A 24,338-nucleotide genomic window follows, 5' to 3' on the forward strand; every position below is an offset into this window, starting at 1 on the left:
GCATCAGAAGCACCAACCCGCGGGACATCTCATATGCTTTACTGATAACCGTTATGCTCGATACAGTATTCGTACTTACTGCATTATTGGCCAGGCTGCTTTTAAAATAGCCTTCTTTTAACTATTAAGGTCCATCTCATGGAAAAGCTAAAGTCTTTATCGTGGATAAGGGAACTGGAGGTTCATTATCTTGTTCAAATAAACTCAGTCAAACGCTTTAATTTCCTTTTAAAGCAAGGGAGATTTTCTATACTTCTTGTAGATTCAGGCCGGATAGACTTTTCGGTTGAAGGAAAAGAGATTGGTGTCGCAGCCGGTCATATTTATGCTGTCCCGTTACTTGCGAAAACAGAGACATTAACAAAAGATGTACGTCTTTGCCTGATCACTTGCTCTACGTCTTTTGCTTTCAATAGCGCTATATCAAAATTCGGCAGTGGCTACATAGACTTTGCAATAATACACCGCGGAACATTGTTGAGCTTGGAGCCAAAAGAAAAAAGGCAGTTACTTACGATAATTGCGTTGCTTAAGCAAAATGCTAACTTTCGAAAACAGCTGCCTCTGCAGGATGAAAAGATTGTACTCTGCTTCAATCTTCTGCTGTACGAATTTGGTTTATTACAATGCAGGCATGGTGTCGGCTTTTCATTACGTCACAGCAGAAAGGAGAGATTGGTCATTAATTTCATTTCGCTATTAAAACAGCATTGCAGCCAGCAGCACAGCGTTAAATTTTATGCCGATTTGCTATTTGTCAGCGCTGGATATCTTAGCAAGGCTATTCGGGAGGTTACAAATACATCGGCCAAGCATTTTATTGAACTGGCAATTTTATCCGAAGCATATATTTTGTTAGCCAATGAAAACTTAACCATTTCAGACATCAGCATAGCACTCAACTTTACCAATTCTTCAACATTTAGTAATTTCTTCAAAAGGTATGGCAAAATGTCCCCTACGCAATACCGGCTAACGTTGGGGTACTTTGTGCAGGACCAACCTACAAAATAGTTTTCCCAAATTTGCCTGAAGTTATTGTTAGCCGGACATGAAACCTATTAAAATTTTCGCTATGAAATATTCAATCAATACAATCGTATCTGAAATCAGACGTAAAGAAGATAAGCTATCACTGGAAACTGAACATCTTCTTGAAGAAGCTTATCAGATGATACAATATCTGAAAGACCTATTACATTCTAACAGAGAACTTGTAATAAACGAAGGCTTTGCCAACAGCATGGATGAAATAGATTTCTTCCGAAATATCAAACCATACATACTAGGCAAATTAATTTACTATAATAAGGTTTTCAGGATTGAAACCATCTGCCCTGTCCGTCGCGGAAAAATGTATCACAAATTTTTTTTGGGACAGCTTCAAGATCTTAAGCAGGAGTTTAAAGAGCATATCTGCGGCTCTTACTTCTACAGATATTACCGTTCAGGGCGTTCGGACAGAGATGAGGAATATTTCATTCGTGGAAAAATTAACTATCGCGATGGGCTCAACAGCTATGTATTTGAAATTGATGATCAGTTCTCAACCTATTATGATTCAAAGGCAGCGAGAATTGTCGCGAACGAGCTTCTTTATACGTACTTGGTTTCAAAGATCAGCCCGGATGATACTCCGGCAAGTCTTTTTCACGATGCAGATTCTATTAAGGATATTTTTTGGACGGATTCTAAGAATGCGCTTATTGAACTAATATATGCGTTGCACGCGGCCGGTGTGATATCCCACGGCAAAATTGGAATACGGAAAATTACATTAGTGTTTCAAATACTGTTTCGTGTACAGCTCGGTGACATCCACCATGCCTTCCATCGAATGAAAGAGCGTTCGGGTGCAAAGACGTCTTTTCTAGATAGTTTGAAGTTTTCCCTGGAACAATATATGGAAAAAGGAGTATAACACCAGTTTTCAAATATTGCTGACATATTTAGCAGCCCAATTTGCGGGCTGCTTTTTTTTGCCCATGTATGCCCATTGGCAAGCTTGATTTTCCATGACCCTTGGCAGATACAATTTATACAAATGCAGAAATGTGGCTATCAACTTTTGGTCTCAAAAATGTTAAATATAAGAAATCAATGGGTGCAACTTGGCTTAAGACACTTCCGCTAATTGTCAATTTTGTTCTGTTAAACTATTAAATGGACAAACTATGAATATCGACAGATCAGAATTTATAGGATGGATGCACAAGATCATGGAACGGTTTGATATACTTATGGACGCTGCCGGTGTTAGTAAACAACATGTCAGTGCGATTGACGGGGAAGAATTACTGGACAACCAGGATGTCCTTCACATGCTTAAAATAAGCTCGCGCTCTTTACAGCGCTACCGGTCATCGGGAAGGCTACCCTATTATACAATCAGTGGTAAGCTATACTACAAGCTTTCCGATATACACCAATTTATAAGGGAAAGTTTTAATCCAAAATCGCGCAATAAAGACAACGGGTGACAAGCAAGGCCAGCGAGGGCTACTTTCATCTATGATGTGACCACGCGCTCTATTTTCGCGGGTATCAAACAAGGAAGTTATGGAGGCAGAGACAATAAATGACGAGGCGCAGGATGTGCTGCTTGTACATGATAAAGAAAAGAATAAACTACGGGCAGTAAAGGGTATTGGCAGGAATGGCGAATTAGAAACTGTAGAACCTGAAAAAAAGAATGAGAGCCAATTTATGCGTGTGGACAAGCACGGAGACATTTTTTCCAATTTTTTTTCCAATTTTCGCAGCCAGCTCAAAAACCCTTCACATTTCTCATTTTTCAAAGTGCCGCTTGCAAAAGTAGAGGACTTTGCCGCAAAAATTGACAAACACCTTTTGAACCTCACTGAGGAAGCTAAAGCATTCTTTGCAAAAGTAGCCGTTAAAGAAACGCAGGAATATAATCAAAATAAAAATAAGATGGAAACAACAGAAACAAAGCCGGACGGCGAATACCGCTATAAGCCGGAACAGGTTGACTGGGATACAATGAAGAATCTCGGATTGAGCAAGGAGTACCTTGAAAAAAGAAACCTCCTTGACCCTTTGTTAAAAGGTTACAAGACAAATGAACTTGTACCATTAAATCTAAATTTGGGTGTGGCCACTACCAAGATGGATGCCAGGCTGGCGCTACAGACAAATGATGACGGGAAAGTGATCTTTGCAATTCATGGCATCCGCAGGGAACCTAACCTTAATTTTGAGTTCTTTGGACACCGGTTCAGCCTGGCCGACAAGCAAAACCTGCTTGAAACTGGAAATATGGGGCGTGTTGTCAATCTGACCAATCCTAATGATGGTAGTGCGATACCATCCATAATCAGCATTGACAAACTCACCAATGAACTGGTTGCGCTGCGCACTGAGTGGATTAAAGTACCTGACGAAATAAAAGGCGTAAAGCTTGATGATGAGCAAAAGCAGGTATTGTCAGAAGGCCGACCATTGTATTTGGAAGGTATGATGTCCAGCAAAAATGAGCCTTTTAACGCTACCGTGCAAATCAATGCCGATAAGCGTAACATCGAATACTTCTTTGATAGGGAAAATTCCCAGACTCAGAAGCAAAGCAATCCGGAAGGCCAGCAATTCGAGGCGCCACGTGAATTCAGGAAAACGGTTCTCGACGATGGCCAGTATGACAAACTTAAAGCCGGGCAAACCGTGTATCTTGATAATCTGGTTGACAAAAAGGGGCAAACCTACCAGGGCTATATTACTTTCAACAAGGAAAACGGGAAAGTAAATTTTGAATTCCCGAATCAATATAATGAAAGGGTTAAGCCAACTGAGGGCAATAAAACGCAAACTGCCGTCAATTCGGAAGGTAAAACCAACGAAGCGACCAAAAAAGTCAATGAGCCTTTGACATCGGGCCAGCAGGTACCGAAAAATAAGCAGCAGCAGGAGCAGCAGGAAAAACCGGAGGCCCCTACTAAATCCAGAGGCAGAAAAGTATAATGTATGAAAACAATAATTGCAGAGAAACCAAGCGTAGCGAGGGAAATAGCCGGCCTGTTGGGAGTCTCCGATAAAAAGGATGGTTACCTGACAGGTAACGGCTATTTTGTTACATGGGCATTCGGTCATCTAATAGGACTGGGAATGCCGGAAGATTACGGGATTACGGGATTTAATAAATCCGCATTACCTATCTTGCCCGACCCTTTTTCATTGACTGTGCGTAAGGTCAAAAAAGATAAATTCTATACCGATGATCCTGGTGCATTGAAACAATTAAAAATAATCAAAGAATTATTTAATAAAAGTGACAGCATCATCGTGGCAACCGATGCAGGGCGTGAGGGCGAACTCATTTTCAGGTATATGTACGAATACCTGAAATGCAAAAAGCCATTTCAGCGGCTTTGGATAAGCTCGCTTACGGAAAAAGCTATTAAACAGGGTTTTGATAACCTGAAAGACGGCAAAGAATTTGACGGATTATACCACGCGGCAGAAAGTCGGAGTCGTGCTGACTGGTTGGTGGGAATCAACGCTACACAAGCTTTAAGTATCGCCGCAGGCAACGGGGTTTATTCACTCGGCAGGGTGCAGACGCCGACGCTTGCCCTAATCTGCAGACGCTACCTTGACAACAAAAATTTTCAGGTAAAAAATTACTGGCAAATCCAGCTTTTGCATCGCAAAGACATGATTAGCTTTAACAGCCTTTCCAAAAGCAAATGGGAAGACCGGGAACCGGCATATGAAATACTGAAAGCCATCCAGCGGAACGGAAATGTTACAGTTATAGCTGTTGAAACCAAAAGCGTAACCGAGCCATCGCCACTATTATTTGACCTTACAGGATTACAAAAGGAGGCAAATAAGAGGCTAAGCCTTTCAGCTGACGAAACCCTCAACATTGCCCAGAGCCTTTATGAAAAGAAATTTATAACCTACCCACGAACTGGCAGCAAATTTATTCCTGAAGATATGTGGGGAGAAATTTCAGGCCTGGTCAGGGCGTTACAGGAACGAGAGAGCTGTAAGATTGGCGTAAATGCGATTAAGCTTGGACGCCTGAATAAACGTATAGTAAATGATTTACGCGTTACCGACCATCACGGCTTATTAATTACGGATAAGATACCGTCAGCACTAAATGCAAAAGAAAATGCGGTCTATGATATGATTGCACTGCGGCTGCTGGAGGCCGTCTCACAACCATGTGTCAAGCAGATAACGGATGTGGACCTAGAGGTGGCGCAACAACATTTTGCAGCAAAGGGTATTAGGGTAACTGAACCGGGCTGGCGAATGGTAAGAGGCAATTACACCGATGATGATACCGAACCTATTCAGGATCTGCCTGAATTGAAAAAAGGTGAGGAACTTAGAATCGCAGAAGCTGTTGCTTTGGAAAAGAAAACCAAGCCGCCTGTGCTTTATACTGAAGCAGGTCTTTTGTCAGCTATGGAATCCGCCGGAAATGCGATTGAGAATGAGCAAGAGCGGAAAGTCCTACAATATATAGGTATTGGCACTCCCGCTACAAGGGCGGCAATAATTGAAATCCTGTTTACACGCGAATACATTATAAGGGAAAGAAAATCACTGATTCCGACAGAAAAAGGATTACAGGTGTATGAACTTACCAAAGATAAGAAAATTGCAGACGTGTCGATGACTGCAGAATGGGAACTTGCCTTGCAGAGAATCGAAGCGGGCGAAGCGGATGCAGGAACTTTTCAAAGTGAAATGAAAGCCTATGCTTCCTCCATTACCTATGAATTTCTTCAAACTACTATTGCCAAAGATAACTTGCCTGCGCTCACTTGCCCAAAATGCAAAACCAATAAGCTTATCATTCATGATAAAATCGTAAAATGTCCGGATGAGAATTGCAACTGGGTACAGTTCCGCTATGTGTGTGGCGTACAAATCGAGATTGCTGATATTGAAAGCCTTGTCACTAACGGAAAAACTTCACTTATTAAAGGTATGACAAGCAAGGCCGGAAAGAAATTTGACGCATATATCGTATTGAATGACAAATCGGGAAGTTCTTTTGAATTCGCACCAAAAGCTACAAAAAGCAATGGAAAATAGACTTTTTATTAATGGTCAGGAAATCGGAAGCCGTATTTTCATGATCAGGGGCCAACAGGTGATGCTGGACGGCGATCTGGCGGAAATGTATCAGGTGGAAACCAAAGTCTTTAACCAGGCGGTTAAAAGAAATGCCAGCCGTTTTCCTGAAAATTTCCGCTTCCAGCTTACTAAGAATGAATATGATGCTATTAACTTGAGGTCACAAATTGTGACCTCAAGTTTAAATTACGGCGGCAGGCGTTATTTGCCTTACGCTTTCAGCGAACAAGGTATAGCTATGCTTTCTGCAATTCTTCGCAGCGATATAGCAGTGACAGTCAGTATTGCCATAATGAATGCTTTTGTGGAAATGCGGAAAATGCTTATTAGCAATTCCGCATTATTTCAAAGATTGGATAAAATGGAGCTCAAGCAATCGGAGGCGGATCAAAAATTTGAAGAAATTTTCACAGCTCTTGAAGCCGGAAAGCTGCATAGCGATAAAGGTATCTTTTATAACGGCCAGGTCTTTGATGCCTATGCCTTTGCCTCGGATATTCTCCGAACCGCCCAAAGCTCGATCATCCTGCTTGACAACTATGTAGATGATACGGTACTGACACTACTGGGCAAGCGTAATCCAGCGGTAACCGCAAAAATATACACAAAGACTATCAGCAACCAACTGCGGCTGGATTTGCAGCGCTACAATAGCCAGTATCCGCCAATCGAAATAGAGATGTTTCATGATACCCATGACCGTTTCCTTATTATTGATAATGGAGCGCTATACCACATTGGAGCATCATTAAAAGACCTGGGTAAAAAATGGTTTGCATTTTCGCGCATGGATATTGAAGTCGGCAGGATGCTCCAAATCTTAAACAATACGTAACGACCTCTGGATCTTCAGAGGTTTTTGTTGCCATTCCGCCAAATACCGCCTCTCAAAGCCAAGGTGCACGACTTCTATCAAGAGCTTGCCTACTGCTATAATTTTAAGGTTTTCAGCAAAACGAAAAACGAATTATAATATGGCAAAACAAGAAAAAGACCTATCATATTTTAGGTTCCGACTACAAGAGTTACTAAACAATAGTTTTCCCGAAAGAGCAAGCGACCAAAAATTTGTCGAACAAAGATCAACATGGGCTATTAATGCGTATGAAGGTGCTTTTTTGTCCGGAAACACCATCGACCAGTGTGATGAAATCGCCAATTATATACTTTTTGAGGGGTTGCACTTTTCAAGATTCGATACGATTTTTCAAGTCGTATGTAATGAGTTCAACACTTCAATGGCTGACGCAGAGCTGCGGCCTTTCGCCCTTACTATGTTCCCTGTCTGTGAGGGGGTCTTCAGAAGATATGAGCTAACGGATGACTTCGCTTCTAAAGCAGAGTATAGTCTGCTCTATACAGAAATTACCGGGACCATTGCAATATGGATAGCAGAAAATGGGCTTCAGTAAGCGCCAACATCTCCAACTGAACATCGATGCCCTGCGAATAGCTTTTAAACTGGAAGAGGAGAAACGACAAGCCACCGTAGGCGAACGGCTGCTAATGATGCAATACAGCGGATTTGGCGGCCTTAAATTCGTGCTGAATCCCATAGAGAATGAAATTGACATCAATAATTGGAGAAAGACAGAACACGACCTCTTTCAGCTGACCCGGGAGCTTCACAAACTACTCAAAGAAAATTCCCAGGATGACAAACAATACCGCAGGTATGCGGATAGCATGAAAAGTTCCGTACTGACTGCTTTCTATACTCCCCCACAGGTAATCGATACGATTGCCAATGCCATTCGTGAAAGCGGCATAACTATCCAGAGGTTTCTCGAACCCTCAGCGGGTATCGGCTCATTTATACAGTTCTTTTCCGAGAATCAGAAAGCAAACGTAACCGCTTATGAAAAGGATTTGCTAACCGGTAAGATTTTAAAACAGCTATACCCTGAAAGCAATATCCACGTTAGCGGTTTTGAAGAAATATCAGAAAAGGAAAAAAACAGCTACGACATAGTCGCCAGCAACATCCCGTTCGGCGATATTTCCGTATTCGACCTCTCGTATTCCCGAAGCAGGGACATTGCAAAAGTTCAGGCAGCGAGAAGCCTACACAACTACTTTTTTCTAAAAGGTAGTGATATGCTTCGTGAAGGTGGTTTGCTCGCATACATTACCTCACAGGGTATCCTAAACAGTCCAAAGAACGAACCGATACGCAGGGCATTGATGCAGGAGAATAACCTGGTTTCCGTTGTTCGGCTTCCGAACAACCTTTTTACCGACTTCGCAGGTACAGAGGTTGGCAGTGATTTGATTATCCTGCAAAGGAACAGTACAAAACAAAGTCTTAGCGAAAGGGAGGATCTATTTTGCCAAAGCAGGCAAACAGAATACAATACGCCCGGTAATGCCTTTTTTAAGGACAAAACAAGGGTTGTGCACACTGATAGCAACTTAGACACTGACCCTTACGGGCAACCTGCGCTCATCTATACCCATAAGGACGGTGTTGCCGGAATTGCTAAAGAGCTCCATCAGATGCTTTCCGAAGATTTTCGTAATTATCTCAATCTGGGGCTTTATGACAGCAGAGATAATGATGAGCCTGTGGTGCAAAATGCAGTTGGACAAATAGCCCCAGCTACAGTTAATAATCACGTATATGAAGAAGAGAAAATACCGTCCTTATCTGTGCCGGTAATTACCGGTGAAAGCCGGCGAGAAGCAGGGCAATTGAGCATTTTTGACCTGTTTGAAAATACAGACCAATCCAAAGGATTAGCCGCTTCTAACGCAAAAGTTGCAAAAAACAAAAGGCAACCGGTCAAGAAGTTGCAGGCTACTATGGGACGCCAAACCGACCTTTTCGGCAGTACAATGCAGCAAGCTTATTCTCCATCTTCAATTACCAGCGTTGGTGCGCAACAGGCAGTAATCGGCGATTTGTTTTCAGGCTTTGATGAGAACAGGTCTGTGTATAAACCAGCCATTCCTGAAATCAGTCCTAAACCTACTTCATACAGTGGGGAGCTACAATCGTTCTATCGAAACGATTGCCTTGTGATGGATAAAGGTTGGGTGGGCCATCTCCAAAATATAGATATAGCAAATGGAACAGCTATTTTTCACCCACTTGATTTGTCACTCGCACAGAGGGCGAGAGCCGAAGCTTATATAAGTGTCCGGGACACCTACCAAACGCTCTACAATAAGGAGGCACAACTTCAGACGGAGCATAAGGAAGAAAGGGAAACCCTTAACCGTGTTTATGACGCCTTTGTAAAAAAATACGGAAATCTCAATAACGCTGATAACATCAAGCTCATTAAGACGGATAGTTCCGGTAAAGAAATCCCTTATTTGGAGCGTGTGAAAGGCAGCGTGGTACACAAATCGGATATATTCGCCCGCCCGGTAAGCTTCTCAACTGCAACGATAGCTGCTAATAATCCGCAAGAAGCGTTAGCGGCGTCGCTTAACAAGTACGGGAATGTGGACTTGGGCTATATGACCGGTATAAGCGGTATGACCGATGAGGCGTTAAAAGAAGCCCTACAGGGCCGTATATTTTTTAATCCCCTGCAAAAGGAATATGAAATATCAGAACGTTGGATTGCAGGTAACGTAGTAGAAAAAGCCCAAGAGGTACGGAACTATCTCGAAAACAATCCCAACGACGCCCAGTCCCAAGCAAGCCTGTCTGTTCTGGAAGAATCCAGACCAAGAAGGATAGAATTTGAAGAGCTGGATTTCAACTTGGGCGAACGCTGGATACCCACCGGTGTTTATGGAAGATTTGCTTCGCACCTATTTGATACTGAGGTAAATGTGTACTACTCTGAAAGCTCAGATGATTTCTCAGTAAAATGCATTCAGAAGAATATCCATATATGGGATAAATATGCCGTCAAGGCCGAAAGCAGGACATTCGACGGGATAGCCTTACTTAAGCATGCCCTTGTCAATACAACACCGGATATTACAAAAAAAATTATGGTTGATGACAGGGAAGTAAAGGTCCGCGACATGGAAGCCATACAAATGGCGAATACCAAAATCGACCAGATCCGAACCGCATTTACTGAATGGTTACATGCACAGAATGATGAGTTCAAAAGCAGGTTAACCGATCAGTACAATGATACATTTAACTGCTTCGTAAGGCCAAATTATGATGGGTCGCACCAGGATTTTCCGGGACTTGACCGTAAAGCGCTAGGAATTGAAGATCTCTATTCCAGCCAAAAAGATACCGTTTGGATGATAAAGCTGAATAACGGCGCGATTTGCGACCATGAAGTAGGTGCAGGAAAGACGTTGGTAATGTGTACGGCTGCACAGGAAATGAAGCGTTTGGGCTTAGCCCACAAGCCGATGATAATAGGACTCAAGAGTAATGTACACGAAATTGCCGAAGCCTACCGGACAGCTTATCCTCATGCGAAAATATTGTTTCCCGGCAAGGAGGATTTTACCCCGCAGAAACGCCAGCGAATTTTTGGGGATATAAAAAACAATGATTGGGATTGCGTAATACTTACACACGATCAATTCGGGATGATACCTCAATCTTCCGAAATGCAAAAGGAAATTCTTGAAATAGAACTGGATAGCGTAGAACGTAATCTGGATGTCCTGCAATCACAAGGTCAGGAAGTTACCAGAGGGATGCTTGCAGGGGTAATAAAAAGAAAAGAGAACCTTGAGGTAAAGCTCAAAACCCTTGAACATGATATCAAAAGCCGTAAGGATGATGTGGTGGACTTCAAAATGATGGGCGTTGACCATCTGTTCGTTGATGAGAGCCATCAATTCAAAAACCTGATGTTCAATACCAGGCACACACGCGTCGCAGGTTTAGGTAATTTAGATGGAAGCCTGAAGGCAATGAATCTGCTATTTGCTATCCGCACAATTCAGGAACGTATAGGTTCTGATATGGGGGCTACCTTTCTTTCAGGAACGACCATCAGCAACTCACTGACCGAGCTTTATCTGCTCTTCAAATACCTCCGCCCACGAGCCATGGAGAAGCAGGGCATATATTCGTTTGATGCCTGGGCAGCTATTTATGCGAGGAAAACAACAGACTATGAATTCTCAGTAGCTAACAATATTGTAGCGAAAGAACGTTTTCGTTACTTCATTAAAGTTCCGGAACTTGCGCAATTCTATTCAGAAATCACAGATTACAGGACGGCTGAAGATATAGGTATTGACCGGCCAAATAAAAAAGAGGTGCTCTACAATATACCGCCAACGCCCGATCAGGAAGTATTTATCAAAAAGCTGATGGAGTTTGCCAAAACCGGAAATGCGGAACTGCTGGGCAGGCCAAAGCTAAGTGCCAGTGAAGAAAAGGCAAAGATGCTCATAGCTACGGACTATGCGCGTAAGATGTCGCTGGATATGCGAATGGTAAACGGGGTGTACGAGGATCATCCTGACAATAAAGCTTCCCACTGTGCAGCAAATATTGCCAGATATTATAATCAATACAATGCACAGAGAGGTACGCAGTTCGTTTTCTCCGATTTAGGAACTTATAAGCCCGGTGAATGGAATGTGTACTCCGAAATCAAGCGCAAGCTCGTAGAAGATCACGGCCTGCCGGCACACGAAGTCCGCTTTATACAGGAGGCTAAATCTGATAAGCAGCGTAAGGAACTTATTAAAGCGATGAACGATGGTAAAATCCGCGTACTGTTCGGCTCTACAAGTATGCTCGGAACGGGAGTAAACGCACAGAAGAGGGCCGTTGCTGTCCATCATCTGGATACGCCGTGGCGACCGAGCGACCTTGCCCAAAGGGATGGCCGCGCCGTAAGGAAAGGTAATGAAATTGCCAAGTTCTTTGCTGACAACAAAGTAGATGTTATCATTTATGCTGTTGAAAAATCCCTCGATAGTTACAAATTCAACCTTCTGTATAATAAACAATTGTTCATTGACCAATTAAAAAATAACAATCTTGGCAAACGCACTATTGACGAGGGCAGTATGGATGAAAAATCAGGAATGAATTTTTCAGAGTACGTAGCAATCCTCTCAGGTAATACAGACCTTCTGGATAAAGCCAAGCTCGAAAAACAGATTGCTGGGCTGGAAAGCGAAAAGCAGGCGTTTAACCGTTCTAAGTTCAGCGCTAAGTACAAGCTGCAAGATTTTACTAAATCACTTGAAAGCGTACAGTCACGATTAAACCGGATGAGCCTGGATTGGGATAATTTACAGGGCCGCATCCAAAAAAATGCTGATGGGACAATCGCTAATCCTCTGCAATTGGAAGGTTTACCGGCCAATGCGGATGTAAAACAGATCGGTTTCAAGCTTAACCAGATTGCGGATAAAGCAAGGACCGGGGGACAGTATGAAGAAATCGGAAGCTTGTATGGATTCACCTTATTGGTGAAGACAGAAATGTCCGAAAAAGAGGGCGTAGATATACGTGTAAATCGATTTTTGGTGCAGGGCGAAGGCAATATTAAATACACCTACAACAACGGTATTATGGCGAAAGATCATGAAACCGCTGCCGCTAATTTTCTAAGGGCACTTGAGAAAATACCGAACTACATCAAGCAGGAGCAGAAGAAAATCGATGAGCTAAATAAAGATTTGCCCGTTCTTCAGGAATTGGTGAACGGAATTTGGCCTAAGGAAAACAAGTTGAGCGAAATGAAAACGGAACTGGCTGCTGTTGAGCGAAAAATACAGCTATCAATTACCACCGACCTGGAGGGAGAATTTAAAGAAGGACAAGTTGAAGAACAAGTTGAAACTCGGCAGGCACTGGATGTCACCGCGATAACAAAAGGAGTTCAAATATCCCCTGGCAAGTTATAAGATAAGGGAAATGTAAATAAAATTGCCATATGAACTGATGTCTTTATCCCTCCTGGACCAAATGCTGTAGGTTTGGATCGTTTTTTATACGCTCCATTTCGTTTTGAACGATATTCAGAATATCCGATTTTATCTGACGGTAGTTGCCTTCAATCTGCTGTTTCATTTTATCCTCGCCGTGCTCATCTATAAAGGAAAGAATTTGCGGGATCTTTTGATATGCTTTGCCCTCCGAAGCGACCTTTTCATTATCCACAACAATTTCAGCGTGAAAAATCTTTTGCTCAATGCGTTCATCAAAATTATCAGAGACTGCGCCCACGAACATACCTTGTGTCAAGGTAGAAATTTTCGATGCCGGAATAAGGCTGTCCAACTGTGTAGATATTGAGGTAGATTTATCATTACGGTTGATGGATATGCTCTGACGTTTCTGCAATACTTTTCCAAATCGCTCACTTAAGCTCTTAGCCGTTTCGCCCACTACCTGCCCACTGAAAATATTACCAACCGTATTTTGAATTACCTTACTCTCTTTGTCGCCATAATCTCTTGTTAATTGCGAAAAGTCCTGAAAACCCAAACATACCGCCACCTTATTGCTTCTCGCTGTTGCTATAAGATTGTCCAAACCCCTAAAGTAAATCGTGGGCAGCTCATCTATTATAACAGAACTCTTTAGCTGCCCTTTTTTATTGATGAGTTTTACGATCCTTGAATTATATAATCCCAGTGCCGCCGAATAAATATTTTGTCGGTCTGGATTGTTGCCCACGCATAAGATCTTGGGCTCGTTCGGGTTGTTAATATCGAGTGTAAAGTCGTCACCTGTCATCACCCAATAAAGCTGCGGGCTAATCATTCTCGACAATGGGATTTTAGCAGATGCAATTTGCCCCTGCAGCTGGTCTTGTGCGCCGCCTTGCCATGCATCCATAAACGGGGACAGGTAATTTTCCAGATCGGGATATGATGTAAGAATTGTAAATACATCTGAATATTTTTTATTAAGCAATTCAATGGCGTGTGGGAAAGTACAAAACTTACCGTCATCATAAATTTTCAAGTACCATATTATGGCAGCTAAAAGAATTATCGGACTTTCGACAAAGAAGTCGCCCTGCTTCTGTATCCAGCTACGGTTGAGATTAAGCATTATTGTATATGCCGCCTCATAAGCATCCGAAATGTCCGTCATAAATTCAGGGTTGAGTGGGTTGCAGCGGTGGCTCCTGCGCGGGTCGTCGAAATTTATCACATAAAACTTCGGCTGTATTTTGTACTTATCGCGGTGCTTTAGCAAGTGGTTGTAGGCTATTGTTGACAGGTCATCGAACTTGAAATCATAAATATACATACTAAAGCCTTTCTCGATCTGCTGCTTGATGTAGTTGTTCACGATGGCGTACGATTTTCCTGAGCCCGGTGTGCCCAAAACGATAGATGCCCTAAAAGGATTAACGATGTTTATCCAGCCATCGTTCCATTTGCCCTTGTAATAAAACTTAGTAGGGAGGTTGACGGAGTATTCATTTGCCATCAATTTGGTTTCCTGCTGAAAGCTTTCGTTTTCGTTATTGAAAACATCCTCCATGAGGTTAGTGCGGAGAAGGCGGCTCATCCATACACCCGCGACCATTAGAGAAATATAACCTGCTCCGGTAGTAAAAAAATAAAGAATACTCGCGGTTAATGTAGACAGCTTTAATAAAGGGAAGTTCATGAAAAACAGGATAACACCCGCGCTTAATACCATATTGATTTTAGACCAGGTAATCTTTTCGTCCTTTACACCTTTAGAACCCAGACAGCTTAGTGCCAATAATGTTAAAGCGAACAGCTTGGTGTAAATTGTATGTGAGAACAGCCCTGCAGTTCTCTGAAAATTACTTAGTATTTTATTGATAATTGCTAACGTCCACCCATTTTCTAAAAAGAAACCGTAGCAGAACCAATACAGGTGCATCAGCACCAAAATGATGCTTACTGCCCGCATAAATGCCATAATCTTGGCTAAACCTCTTACATCGTCTTCTCCCTGCATTGTCTTGTATATTAATGTCCGGGCGTGAATTTAAGACGCTTAAGAGTGCTATGAGGAAAGTGGCAGTCATTGACTTGGAGTGCCGGTGTTTGGCTTTAATAATAGGCGTTGGCACAGATTTCAATCCTTAACATTTATTAGTGGCCGAGGAAAAATCTTTGGACAAAAGTGGGCTTATTAATTACTGACTTCTCCTGCGTTTGCGTTTCCTTTTCATTTTGTTGGCAAAATCCTGTTCTTCGTAATCTTCACCTTGGGTTTCCGGTAGTAAACCGCCCAAAGCTTCAATCAAACCTTCGTCGCGTTTTCCCGCAGTGTTCAGGAAGTCAAACAAATAGTGCGGCTCTTCTGCAGGTAAATTGTCATGATCAATTAAACCGGATATTTTTGTCGGCTGCTCATCAGGCTTTTTAACTTCAGGGATAATATTATTATTCCAATAGTCATTAAGTATATTGGCAGAAAGTTCTTTTGCCAATCGGGACCCGTTCCACACTGATTTGGAATTATGGTCTACAAAAGTTATTCCGTAAATACGGCCCATATCAGTTCTGCGAACTACAGCGTTTATGCCTTGTTGCGCCAATTGCTTTTTAAAGTTCAATTCATCTTTTGTAGAATTCAGGGCAATAGAGACGGCTGATTTTAAGGTCTGTCTGACAAAGGAGTCTTTTAAAGCCGTTTTGCATTTCGCAAAATACGCATCTAAAGCTGGAAGCCCCGCGTTCTTCCCAAACAGGGAAGCCTTAATCGGATGTCCGGCTCTTTCCCCTTTTCCATTCAGGGGAATGTACAATAAACCTTGTCGCATCACTCCCTGCCGTTCCCCCTCAACTTTTTCTGCAGTAATGTTAAACAGGGAAAGCAAAGCATTGTATTCTCCTAAGGTCTGGTATTTGTAGTAGTTAGGCAAATGCCTTACAATTGAGGCAATCTGGCTTTTTACATCACCGGCTTTATAATCAATCGGCCGGAAAATTTTTTCATTTTGATTTCGCTCTTTGTCCGTAGCGGGAATTAGACCGTGTTTTTTTTCGAGTTCACGGCAAACATTCATGGACTGCATTTTTTCAAATTTATCGGATATTTTTTTACCCTGCTCGTCAACGCAAACCGAGACTATATGGATGTGGCTGCGGTCAATATCTGTATGTTTGAACACCACAAAAGGCTGCTCGCCATAGCCCATTTCCCGCATATATTCCTGCGCCATTTCCCGGTATTTTTCATCGCTTACCCTGTCTGTAGGATCCGGGTTAAGCGAAATGTGTAATGTATGTTTCTCAGTATTGCGGTTGGCTATCAGGTAAGGGGCAAAAGATTGGGCTAATTGAGCAACGGAATATTGCCCGGTGGCGGTTTCAATCATTTTATTGGCATACAAAATTTGCCCTTTTTCATGCTCGACTTTGAGGTGATTGTACGCTAATGCGCCGTATAGATTGCCGCTTCTGCCGATTTTTGCTATCATGGAGGTGCTTATTTTTTAAGGTATTTAGTATCAAATTCTTCTGTCAACTTTATAATTTTTTGGCATAGAGCCGCCATTTCAGCTGTCTGTTTTTCTAATTTGTATAGAAAAGCTGCCGCTTTTTTCTCTGAAAAATTCCTGTATAGCAGTTTCACAATTTGGTTGTAGTTGATGCCGACGGAACGAAACTGGCTGTGAAACGAAGTCAGCCGCATGTAGAAATCGACAGTTCCTTTGTCAATTTTAACCGATTTCATTTCCTTTCCAAACAATAAGGAGATGATAAATTTTGCTTTATTAACAGCTCCCGATGTTTCATATAGCGCTAACAGCTTAGCATTTTCCTGGTCCGTAAGGCGGAAAACGTAACGGTGTTTGCTGGGATTTATTTTCGGCGCACGACCGCCTTTATTCTGTTTTCTGTTACTATCCTCATTCATGATAAATCCATTTTAATCCTGACAAAACCTCGACTTCGGAGAGTGTTTTCTGCCCCCTGCAAGGGCAAGTTGTTTTGAGGCACGATCTCGGTTTCGAGTGCCTCAAAACACAACTTGCCGTGTTCCTGTGAACACAATAATCCGCCCTTCGGGACGGATTGGGCATAGAAGGGAAAACGGCTCGATGCCGTTACGGTTACCCCCTGTTTTATCAAAACACTTGTCCATTAACCCTTTACTAAAAATCATTTTACAAAGTAAGATCCTATTTATCAAATCATTGTACAGTGCGGCAGCGCCAACCAATGCCTCCAAATGCAAAACAGTGTCGCAGTAATGCACCTGAAAGAAAATGATGGGTTATTTGTCATTAATGCCAGAAGGAAGGCAGATCGTCCGTGCTTCAGGAAGCTCAGACGGTACACTTTCAAGATGGCAGGCTTTCCGGCCTGTCTCATTGCAGGAATGCAAGAAAGCAGGATTGCAGGAATGTTGGGAAGCTGGAACGCCGGCCATGCGCATATCCTGCGATCCTGGTAGATGAGTTGATAGCAGGAATGTTAGAATGCGGCAATCCTGCCTTGTAGGATGCCGGCACGAAAGCGGGACCGCTGTACTGCATGAGCACAGGAAATCAATAAGGACTGCAAGCAACTGTGACAACAGTCCTGACTGATAGCGTGAAGCTGGCACAGTTGAAAGAGGAACAAATCGAACTTTAAAATCTTAAAAATATGAATTCAAAAAAGAAACCGCTTTTCGTGGCCTTTTCTTCTCAAAAAGGTGGTGTTGGCAAAAGCACCTTTACCACGCTTGTAGCGAGTACAATGCACTATCGGCTAGGCTACAATGTAGCCGTATTTGACGCGGATTTTCCGCAGCACAGCCTGATGAAAATGAAGACAAGGGATTTGTCAATGGTTATGGAAAATGAGGTTTTGAAAAAGCTGGCGTATAAGCAATTTTCTACCATCAATAAAAAAGCCTATCCTATCGCACAACAAAAAACAGAAAATGTACTGGAAGCTGCACACGATTTTGTAAATGCTTCTTCCGTTCCGCTTGATGTGCTGTTCTTTGACCTTCCTGGGACCGTGAATACACCCGGCATCCTAAAAGCGTTAGCTGGCATGCACCACATTTTTACACCCATCACGGCAGATCGTGTTGTAATGGAGAGTACGCTCATCTTTACCCAGCTTTTGCAGGACGTGATTATGAAAAAGGGCGAAACTTCCATACAAACGATTAACCTTTTCTGGAACCAGGTGGATGGCAGGGAGAGCACACCACTCTATGGTGTGTACAACCAGCTCATTGCCGAGTTGGGATTAAGCCTGATGAAAAGCCAAGTCAAAAACAGCACCCGCTTTCGCAAGGAAAGCGAAGCGGATAGCAAAACCGTTTTTCGTTCTACCGTGATGCCTCCCGATGAGCGGCTGATGAAAGCCTGCCAGTTAGACCTCTTTATTGACGAATTTTTAAAAATCATCCAATTGTAATCCTTATGGAAAGAGATAATAAAAGAAAAGTCACGCCAGACATTAACGAGGAAATGATGATGAACCTGATGGTGGACGGCGTGAAAAAGGATGGCTTGCAACTTCCTCCCGAAACGCCTGAAGAGCCTGAAGAGGCAGCTGTACAAGAAGAGGTGAAACTAGCAGAAATACAGCAAAGCAGGCCTGAACTAAAGGACAGAAGTAGGGTAAAGAAAAACCTTGATGGAAGCTATGGCCAACATTTTTTGAAAACCCACTCAATGACAAAGCGAGGGGATAAAAGCATTTATATCCGGCAGGAATACCATGAGCGCCTATCCCGTATTGTACAGGTCATTGGAAAAGATGAGATTCCGTTGTATGCCTATCTTGACAACATCCTCGAACATCATTTTAAAATGTTTGAGAAAGCAATTACGGACGATTTCAATGAAAAGTTTAAACCCATTTTTTAAAGTGCCTGATTATGGAAATAGTTATTGTAATATGCCTGCTACTCGTTATTGTCCTGCTTTTGCAGGATAAGATCGTGATTAATAGAAAGCCGGAGCAAAAGCCTATACAGGACAAAGCCAATCCGAACCTTCCCGATATTATGGGGCAGCCGAAGCCTGTAAAAAGCCTTTCAATGCCAAAAGATAACAATGAAAGCCAAGTTGAGGAACAAAGCTTTGACCCTGCTAATTTAGACATTGAATACGACGAAAATGAAAACGTAGGTATTCAGATTCCGCAGGAAGAGCTGGACGAAGTTTTCAGCATCACGCCTGAATATGCAGACGAGGAAGAAGAGTGGGACAGGTATGGAATTTCCGGAGGCGATAACAGTTTTGCCCAAGGGGTTACCTATGACGAACTTAGCTCCGTGGGGGCATTGCTCCAAAAGACAAATTTGGAAAAATCCCAAAAGGAAACGGCGGTTGCGATTGTTCAACGATTACAAGGAACTGAATTATTCAGCCTGCTGGAAAATTCCATAGAGGGTGCTTCAGAAAGAATCGCGCAGCTTTTAGATAGCACTCTTGCTGAAAAGGAGAACAGTTCTTCCAATTTGCGGAAAAATAGTTTGGGTGATTTTGACATTGGGGAGTTTATCTAAGCTCCCCTCTGTTTTTAAATAATAGTGAGTATGCAAAGGGACCTGCCAACTATCAGCATCGAGGGGACACCATTCTTTGTCGATGTGAGACAATCAGAATTGAGGGAGTGCGGAAAGGAAACAAATATCATCAGGTTTGATGATATGCGTCATCATGGTAATCACTATACCTTCGATTATGATTTGAGGGAAAAAAATATTCCATCTTTATGGAGTAAAAATAAAACAGTAGTAGTTGATATACCTGATCAGGTGGCAATGGACCCTGTTGGCATGGCTCAAAAATACAATTTACCACTGGAAAAAATAAGGGAAAAGACTGACTTTGAAATAATGGTAGATCCGGTAGCTTATGATTTGCGGGCTAACAAAGGGGTTTTACCTACCATTGAAATAGCCGGACATATATTTTATGTTGATCTGCAGATGGATAAACTAAGGCCGAAAGATGATTTCCTATCCAATGGAATCGTATTCTCAAATATTGAAAACTATTATGATGAAGACAAAAGACATTATACTATTCCTTACAATCCCAAAACACACGAATTTCAGGAACCTGACTACCGGACTATTAAAGAGCTTCCCACAGATTTAATAGCTATAAGATTTCCTTCGGAAAGATTACTTGACAGGATTGGCTGGAATCGAAAATACGGGTTTGAAATTACCCACGGGCTTTTCAGGAACGGTTTACAGTTACAATTTGCGGCAAGGCAAATTCCCTGGAAAAAAACCTTTCTTGCTGATTTGATCAAAAGCAATCTCAAAGTTGAGGGTAACCTGCAAAAATCGGGCGAAAAAGCACGGCCGTTACATAAGCAGAAAAATAATTCCAGGGGCCCTAAATTTTAAACATACTACCGGATTAACGACATGCCAAACTGTAAAGTTTGGTTTTTTTATGCCTTTTTATTTACAGCGAAGCCACAGAATGCCAAACCCTTCCCACGGGTTATACTTTATGATCCCGCCTTCTTTTCTGTTGCATATTTGTCCCATAAGCCCGCCAGTTGCGGGAGATTAGTAACTATTTAATGCATTTTAATTATGAAAGAACAAAGAAAAAAATTGCTGCTCGCAGCAGTTGCCTTACAGTCAGGCTTAATTATATACGCACAGGGAAACGGTTCCGCGGGCATTAATGAGGCTACACAAATGGTAACCTCCTATTTTGATCCTGCGACACAGCTTATTTACGCAATAGGTGCGGTGGTAGGCCTGATTGGAGGTGTAAAAGTGTATAACAAGTTCAGTTCAGGTGACCCTGACACAAGTAAAACCGCGGCTTCGTGGTTTGGAGCTTGTATATTTTTAATAGTTGCCGCTACGGTACTTCGCTCATTCTTCCTTTAATCGCAATCCCTATGCGTAGCTATAATATAAATAAGGGAATCGGCAGGACTGTTGAATTTAAAGGGCTGAAGGCACAGTACCTTTTCATTTTCGCGGGCGGCTTATTAGGAATGTTGGTCTTGGTAATGGTCTTGTATATTGCCGGAATAAGTTCCTATATCTGCCTCGCGCTTGGTGCGGGAGGGACATCACTAATAGTGTGGCAAACATTTTACCTCAATAAAAAATATGGGGAGCACGGCCTGATGAAAATTGCAGCACGCAAAAGGCATCCCAGGTACATTATCTGCCGCAAGGCAATACCGCGATACTTGAAAATTATTCCTAAAGCCGGTTCAATATGAAAAATATTTCTAAATCTGCAACCCTCGAACAAAAGTTTCCACTTCTCGCTGTGGAGAATAATTGCATCATCTCAAAAGAGGCTGATGTTACGGCGTGCTTTCGGGTAAATCTGCCTGAACTCTTTACAGTGGCGTCGGCAGAATATGAAGCAATACATTCAGCGTGGCATAAAGCCATCAAGACCTTGCCCGATTATACAATAGTCCACAAACAAGATTGGTATATCAAGGAGAATTACGCGCCGGACATCGCGGCAGATGGCCTTAGTTTTTTAGGAAAATCATATCAGCAGCATTTTAACGAGCGCCCCTTCCTGAACCATTACTGTTATGTATTCCTGACCAAGACCAGCAAGGATCGAATGCGGATGCAAAGCAATTTTTCAACGCTTTGCAAGGGAACGCTAATCCCCAAGGAAATACTGGACAAGGACGCAATACACCGCTTTATGGAAGCTGTGGCACAATTCGAGCGGATCATCAATGATAGTGGTTTTGTAAAGCTGGAACGACTCACTGAGGACGAAATTGTCGGCAACGACGAAACACAGGGGCTGTTGGAGCAATATTTTACCCTTTCCCGGGAAAAGGGAACCCCGATGCAGGACATCGCCTTGGCAACTGAAGAAGTGCGGATTGGAAATAACAGGCTATGCCTGCACACGTTGTCCGATACAGATGATCTGCCGGGTACCGTTTCAGCAGATACCCGCTTTGAGAAGCTTTCCACCGACCGCAGCGATTGCCGCCTGTCATTTGCTGCCCCGGTTGGCTTGCTGCTTAGCTGTAACCATATATATAACCAGTATATATTTCTGGATAACAGCGAAGACAACCTTCGGAAGTTTGAGAAATCAGCGCGTAATATGCATTCGCTGGCACGTTACAGCCGCAGCAACCAAATAAACAAAGAATGGATTGAGCGCTACCTTAATGAGGCGCACTCGTTCGGGCTCTCTTCCATTCGTGCCCACTTCAATGTAATGTCATGGTCTGACGACCCTCTCGAATTTAAGCAGCTTAAAAATGATGCGGGTAGCGCACTCGCGCTTATGGAGTGTAAACCCAGGCACAACACTTCTGATGTGGCCACGCTCTATTGGGGGGCGATTCCGGGCAATGCCGGTGATTTTCCAAGCGAGGAGAGTTTTTATACTTTCATCGAACCAGCACTATGCTTTTTTACGGAAGAGACAAATTATCAAAACTCCGCTTCGCCATTCGGCATCAAGATGGCTGGCCGCCTGACCGGAAAGCCTATCCACCTTGACATATCGGACCTCCCAATGAAGCGCGGGATAATTACCAATAGGAATAAGTTTATACTGGGCCCATCAGGTTCAGGAAAGTCATTCTTTACCAATCATATGGTGCGCCAGTATTACGAGCAAGGGGCACATGTCCTGCTTGTAGATACAGGTAACAGCTATCAGGGTTTGTGTGAGTTGATTAAAGGCAAGACCAAAGGAGAAGACGGTGTCTATTTCACCTACACGGAGGACAATCCTATAGCCTTCAATCCATTTTATACGGATGACGGTGTATTTGATATCGAGAAGCGCGAAAGTATCAAGACACTGATACTTACCCTTTGGAAACGTGATGACGAGCCGCCTACACGCTCTGAAGAAGTGGCCTTATCCAATGCAGTCAGCGGCTACATTGAAATGATAAAACACGGGACTGAGCAACCTTCTTTCAACGGCTTTTATACCTATGTTCAGACCCGTTACCGTAAAGTGCTGGAGGAAAAGCATGTCAGGGAAAAAGATTTTGACCTTGCCAATTTCCTAAACGTACTGGAACCCTATTACGAAGGAGGCGAGTATGATTATCTGCTGAATTCGGACAAGCAGCTTGACCTGCTCTCGAAGCGGTTTATAGTTTTTGAGATAGATGCTATTAAAGACCACAAGATACTTTTTCCTATTGTTACTATCATCATCATGGAAGTCTTCATTAACAAAATGCGAAGACTGAAAGGTATCCGCAAGCTCATCTTAATCGAAGAAGCATGGAAAGCCATTGCGAAAGAAGGCATGGCGGAGTACATAAAATACCTGTTCAAGACTGTGCGCAAATTCTTCGGAGAGGCCATCGTCGTGACACAGGAAGTTGATGACATCATCCAGTCACCGATAGTCAAGGAAAGTATCATCAATAATTCCGATTGTAAAATCCTTTTGGATCAAAGGAAGTACATGAACAAGTTTGGCGATATACAGGCAATGCTTGGCCTAACCGACAAGGAAAAAGCTCAGGTGCTTTCCATAAACATGAACAATGATCCCTCGCGCCTTTACAAGGAAGTCTGGATTGGGCTTGGTGGCACTCATTCGGCAGTATATGCTACGGAGGTTAGCCTCGAAGAATATTTGGCATACACCACTGAAGAAACGGAAAAACTGGAGGTAATGCAGCTTGCCGCTGAGCTTGGTGGCAACGTGGAACTGGCAATCAAGCGGATTGCAGGAGAAAGAAGGGAAAAACTAGACGAGTAATAATTATTTTAAAATCAAGAAAAATGAAAAAAGCAATGTTTATGGTGCTGGTGGCTATACTATTTGCCACCGTACCGATGAAGGCGCAGTGGGTGGTATCTGACCCTACGAACCTGGCACAGGGAATTGTCAACACCGCTCAGGAAATTGTGCAGACCTCGGCTACAGCTGCTAATACGTTGGACAGCTTTAAAGAAGTACAGAAGGTCTATCAGCAGGGAAAAGAGTATTATGATGCTTTAAAAGCAGTAAACAACCTGGTAAAGGATGCACGAAAAGTGCAGCTTACGGTACTGATGGTTGGGGACATTTCCGAAATCTACGTAGTGAACTTTGGAAAAATGATGAACGATCCCAATTTTAATGCGCAGGAACTCAATGCCATTGGCTTTGGTTACTCCAAGCTTCTTAACGAGAGCGCCGAGCTATTAAAGGAACTCAAGCAAATCATCACTGCCTCAAGCCTTTCTCTAAATGATAAAGAGCGTATGGATATTATAGACAAGGTGTATAGCGATGTAAAGAAATACCATAGCCTGGTACGCTACTATACCAACAAAAATATCTCGGTCAGCCTTATTCGTGCAAAGAAGGCAAACGATACCAAAAGGGTTTTGGAATTGTATGGGAAACCAAATGAAAAATACTGGTAATGCATATTGT

General features: G+C 42.7%; 20 protein-coding genes. 17 read left to right on the plus strand and 3 right to left on the minus strand.

All coding sequences use genetic code 11. From position 1 onward, the window contains the following. Positions 1 to 138 precede the first annotated feature (138 nt). The 8 genes from ACT6R0_RS09685 (at position 139) to ACT6R0_RS09720 (ending at position 12,918) form a co-directional block, all read left to right on the plus strand. Entirely contained in the window at positions 139 to 1,014 is an 876-nt protein-coding gene (locus ACT6R0_RS09685) for a helix-turn-helix domain-containing protein (protein ID WP_444652439.1), read from the plus strand. 61 nt (positions 1,015 to 1,075) lie between these two features. After that, positions 1,076 to 1,921, plus strand: coding sequence for an RteC domain-containing protein (locus tag ACT6R0_RS09690; protein ID WP_444652438.1), 846 nt, complete (start codon positions 1,076 to 1,078; stop codon positions 1,919 to 1,921). Positions 1,922 to 2,174: 253 nt separating this feature from the next. Beyond that, complete coding sequence (locus ACT6R0_RS09695) at positions 2,175 to 2,480, plus strand: helix-turn-helix domain-containing protein (protein ID WP_444652437.1); 306 nt, start codon at positions 2,175 to 2,177, stop codon at positions 2,478 to 2,480. A 79-nt stretch (positions 2,481 to 2,559) separates the two neighbouring features. Then, entirely contained in the window at positions 2,560 to 3,978 is a 1,419-nt protein-coding gene (locus ACT6R0_RS09700) for a DUF3945 domain-containing protein (protein ID WP_444652436.1), read from the plus strand. A gap of 3 nt (positions 3,979 to 3,981) precedes the next feature. Then, on the plus strand, positions 3,982 to 6,072 hold the full coding sequence (locus ACT6R0_RS09705) for a DNA topoisomerase (protein WP_444652435.1): 2,091 nt from the start codon (positions 3,982 to 3,984) through the stop codon (positions 6,070 to 6,072). Next, complete coding sequence (locus ACT6R0_RS09710; protein WP_444652434.1) at positions 6,062 to 6,949, plus strand: ORF6N domain-containing protein; 888 nt, start codon at positions 6,062 to 6,064, stop codon at positions 6,947 to 6,949. Before ACT6R0_RS09705 ends, ACT6R0_RS09710 begins: the two co-directional genes overlap by 11 nt. A 139-nt stretch (positions 6,950 to 7,088) precedes the next feature. Next, on the plus strand, positions 7,089 to 7,526 hold the full coding sequence (locus tag ACT6R0_RS09715; RefSeq protein WP_444652433.1) for a DUF1896 domain-containing protein: 438 nt from the start codon (positions 7,089 to 7,091) through the stop codon (positions 7,524 to 7,526). Next, positions 7,513 to 12,918 carry an N-6 DNA methylase gene (locus ACT6R0_RS09720; RefSeq protein ID WP_444652432.1) on the plus strand — a complete coding sequence of 1,802 codons (5,406 nt, stop codon included), beginning with the start codon at positions 7,513 to 7,515 and terminating at the stop codon, positions 12,916 to 12,918. Before ACT6R0_RS09715 ends, ACT6R0_RS09720 begins: the two co-directional genes overlap by 14 nt. Before the next feature lie 43 nt (positions 12,919 to 12,961). Here ACT6R0_RS09720 and mobC read toward each other — a convergent pair whose 3' ends face one another. From mobC to mobA, 3 genes are all read right to left on the minus strand, one after another. Beyond that, positions 12,962 to 14,962 carry a conjugal transfer protein MobC gene (gene mobC / locus ACT6R0_RS09725; protein ID WP_444652431.1) on the minus strand — a complete coding sequence of 667 codons (2,001 nt, stop codon included), beginning with the start codon at positions 14,960 to 14,962 and terminating at the stop codon, positions 12,962 to 12,964. 181 nt (positions 14,963 to 15,143) lie between these two features. Then, complete coding sequence (mobB, locus tag ACT6R0_RS09730) at positions 15,144 to 16,433, minus strand: conjugal transfer protein MobB (protein WP_444652430.1); 1,290 nt, start codon at positions 16,431 to 16,433, stop codon at positions 15,144 to 15,146. Positions 16,434 to 16,441: 8 nt separating this feature from the next. Next, the gene (gene mobA / locus ACT6R0_RS09735) at positions 16,442 to 16,873 is read right to left on the minus strand and encodes a conjugal transfer protein MobA (RefSeq protein WP_444652429.1); all 432 of its coding nucleotides are present in this window, start codon (positions 16,871 to 16,873) and stop codon (positions 16,442 to 16,444) included. Positions 16,874 to 17,246: 373 nt separating this feature from the next. Between mobA and ACT6R0_RS09740 the strand changes: the two genes are divergently transcribed. The 9 genes from ACT6R0_RS09740 (at position 17,247) to ACT6R0_RS09780 (ending at position 24,328) form a co-directional block, all read left to right on the plus strand. Next, positions 17,247 to 17,417 carry a hypothetical protein gene (locus ACT6R0_RS09740; RefSeq protein ID WP_444652428.1) on the plus strand — a complete coding sequence of 57 codons (171 nt, stop codon included), beginning with the start codon at positions 17,247 to 17,249 and terminating at the stop codon, positions 17,415 to 17,417. A gap of 190 nt (positions 17,418 to 17,607) precedes the next feature. After that, positions 17,608 to 18,375, plus strand: a complete 768-nt coding sequence (locus ACT6R0_RS09745; protein ID WP_444652427.1) for a ParA family protein — start codon at positions 17,608 to 17,610, stop codon at positions 18,373 to 18,375. Positions 18,376 to 18,380: 5 nt separating this feature from the next. Next, complete coding sequence (locus ACT6R0_RS09750; RefSeq protein ID WP_444652426.1) at positions 18,381 to 18,830, plus strand: DUF3408 domain-containing protein; 450 nt, start codon at positions 18,381 to 18,383, stop codon at positions 18,828 to 18,830. Between the two features lie 11 nt (positions 18,831 to 18,841). Further along, positions 18,842 to 19,474: a conjugal transfer protein TraD gene (locus tag ACT6R0_RS09755; protein ID WP_444652425.1), complete on the plus strand. Its 633-nt coding sequence runs from the start codon at positions 18,842 to 18,844 to the stop codon at positions 19,472 to 19,474. A 30-nt stretch (positions 19,475 to 19,504) separates the two neighbouring features. Further along, positions 19,505 to 20,329: a hypothetical protein gene (locus tag ACT6R0_RS09760; protein WP_444652424.1), complete on the plus strand. Its 825-nt coding sequence runs from the start codon at positions 19,505 to 19,507 to the stop codon at positions 20,327 to 20,329. A gap of 195 nt (positions 20,330 to 20,524) precedes the next feature. Next, complete coding sequence (locus tag ACT6R0_RS09765; protein WP_444652423.1) at positions 20,525 to 20,830, plus strand: DUF4134 domain-containing protein; 306 nt, start codon at positions 20,525 to 20,527, stop codon at positions 20,828 to 20,830. An 11-nt stretch (positions 20,831 to 20,841) separates the two neighbouring features. Then, a complete protein-coding gene (locus ACT6R0_RS09770; protein ID WP_444652422.1) occupies positions 20,842 to 21,174 on the plus strand; it encodes a DUF4133 domain-containing protein in 333 nt (110 codons plus the stop codon). Next, positions 21,171 to 23,675: a TraG family conjugative transposon ATPase gene (locus ACT6R0_RS09775; RefSeq protein WP_444652421.1), complete on the plus strand. Its 2,505-nt coding sequence runs from the start codon at positions 21,171 to 21,173 to the stop codon at positions 23,673 to 23,675. Before ACT6R0_RS09770 ends, ACT6R0_RS09775 begins: the two co-directional genes overlap by 4 nt. 23 nt (positions 23,676 to 23,698) lie before the next feature. Next, entirely contained in the window at positions 23,699 to 24,328 is a 630-nt protein-coding gene (locus tag ACT6R0_RS09780) for a DUF4141 domain-containing protein (RefSeq protein WP_444652420.1), read from the plus strand. Positions 24,329 to 24,338 lie beyond the last annotated feature (10 nt).

The sequence above is a fragment of the Flavobacterium sp. genome (assembly GCF_052437795.1).
Classification (GTDB): domain Bacteria; phylum Bacteroidota; class Bacteroidia; order Flavobacteriales; family Flavobacteriaceae; genus Flavobacterium.

What these genes read in the sequence shown, in the direction of transcription:
- ACT6R0_RS09765 (WP_444652423.1), top strand. Translation starts at nt 20,525, where the DNA reads ATGAAAGAACAAAGAAAAAAATTGCTGCTCGCAGCAGTTGCCTTACAG.
- ACT6R0_RS09710 (WP_444652434.1), top strand. Translation starts at nt 6,062, where the DNA reads ATGGAAAATAGACTTTTTATTAATGGTCAGGAAATCGGAAGCCGTATT.
- ACT6R0_RS09770 (WP_444652422.1), top strand. Translation starts at nt 20,842, where the DNA reads ATGCGTAGCTATAATATAAATAAGGGAATCGGCAGGACTGTTGAATTT.
- mobC (WP_444652431.1), bottom strand. Translation starts at nt 14,962, where the DNA reads ATGCAGGGAGAAGACGATGTAAGAGGTTTAGCCAAGATTATGGCATTT.
- ACT6R0_RS09750 (WP_444652426.1), top strand. Translation starts at nt 18,381, where the DNA reads ATGGAAAGAGATAATAAAAGAAAAGTCACGCCAGACATTAACGAGGAA.
- ACT6R0_RS09745 (WP_444652427.1), top strand. Translation starts at nt 17,608, where the DNA reads ATGAATTCAAAAAAGAAACCGCTTTTCGTGGCCTTTTCTTCTCAAAAA.
- ACT6R0_RS09755 (WP_444652425.1), top strand. Translation starts at nt 18,842, where the DNA reads ATGGAAATAGTTATTGTAATATGCCTGCTACTCGTTATTGTCCTGCTT.
- mobA (WP_444652429.1), bottom strand. Translation starts at nt 16,873, where the DNA reads ATGAATGAGGATAGTAACAGAAAACAGAATAAAGGCGGTCGTGCGCCG.
- mobB (WP_444652430.1), bottom strand. Translation starts at nt 16,433, where the DNA reads ATGATAGCAAAAATCGGCAGAAGCGGCAATCTATACGGCGCATTAGCG.
- ACT6R0_RS09715 (WP_444652433.1), top strand. Translation starts at nt 7,089, where the DNA reads ATGGCAAAACAAGAAAAAGACCTATCATATTTTAGGTTCCGACTACAA.
- ACT6R0_RS09685 (WP_444652439.1), top strand. Translation starts at nt 139, where the DNA reads ATGGAAAAGCTAAAGTCTTTATCGTGGATAAGGGAACTGGAGGTTCAT.
- ACT6R0_RS09700 (WP_444652436.1), top strand. Translation starts at nt 2,560, where the DNA reads ATGGAGGCAGAGACAATAAATGACGAGGCGCAGGATGTGCTGCTTGTA.
- ACT6R0_RS09695 (WP_444652437.1), top strand. Translation starts at nt 2,175, where the DNA reads ATGAATATCGACAGATCAGAATTTATAGGATGGATGCACAAGATCATG.
- ACT6R0_RS09705 (WP_444652435.1), top strand. Translation starts at nt 3,982, where the DNA reads ATGAAAACAATAATTGCAGAGAAACCAAGCGTAGCGAGGGAAATAGCC.
- ACT6R0_RS09720 (WP_444652432.1), top strand. Translation starts at nt 7,513, where the DNA reads ATGGGCTTCAGTAAGCGCCAACATCTCCAACTGAACATCGATGCCCTG.
- ACT6R0_RS09775 (WP_444652421.1), top strand. Translation starts at nt 21,171, where the DNA reads ATGAAAAATATTTCTAAATCTGCAACCCTCGAACAAAAGTTTCCACTT.
- ACT6R0_RS09740 (WP_444652428.1), top strand. Translation starts at nt 17,247, where the DNA reads ATGCCAGAAGGAAGGCAGATCGTCCGTGCTTCAGGAAGCTCAGACGGT.
- ACT6R0_RS09760 (WP_444652424.1), top strand. Translation starts at nt 19,505, where the DNA reads ATGCAAAGGGACCTGCCAACTATCAGCATCGAGGGGACACCATTCTTT.
- ACT6R0_RS09780 (WP_444652420.1), top strand. Translation starts at nt 23,699, where the DNA reads ATGAAAAAAGCAATGTTTATGGTGCTGGTGGCTATACTATTTGCCACC.
- ACT6R0_RS09690 (WP_444652438.1), top strand. Translation starts at nt 1,076, where the DNA reads ATGAAATATTCAATCAATACAATCGTATCTGAAATCAGACGTAAAGAA.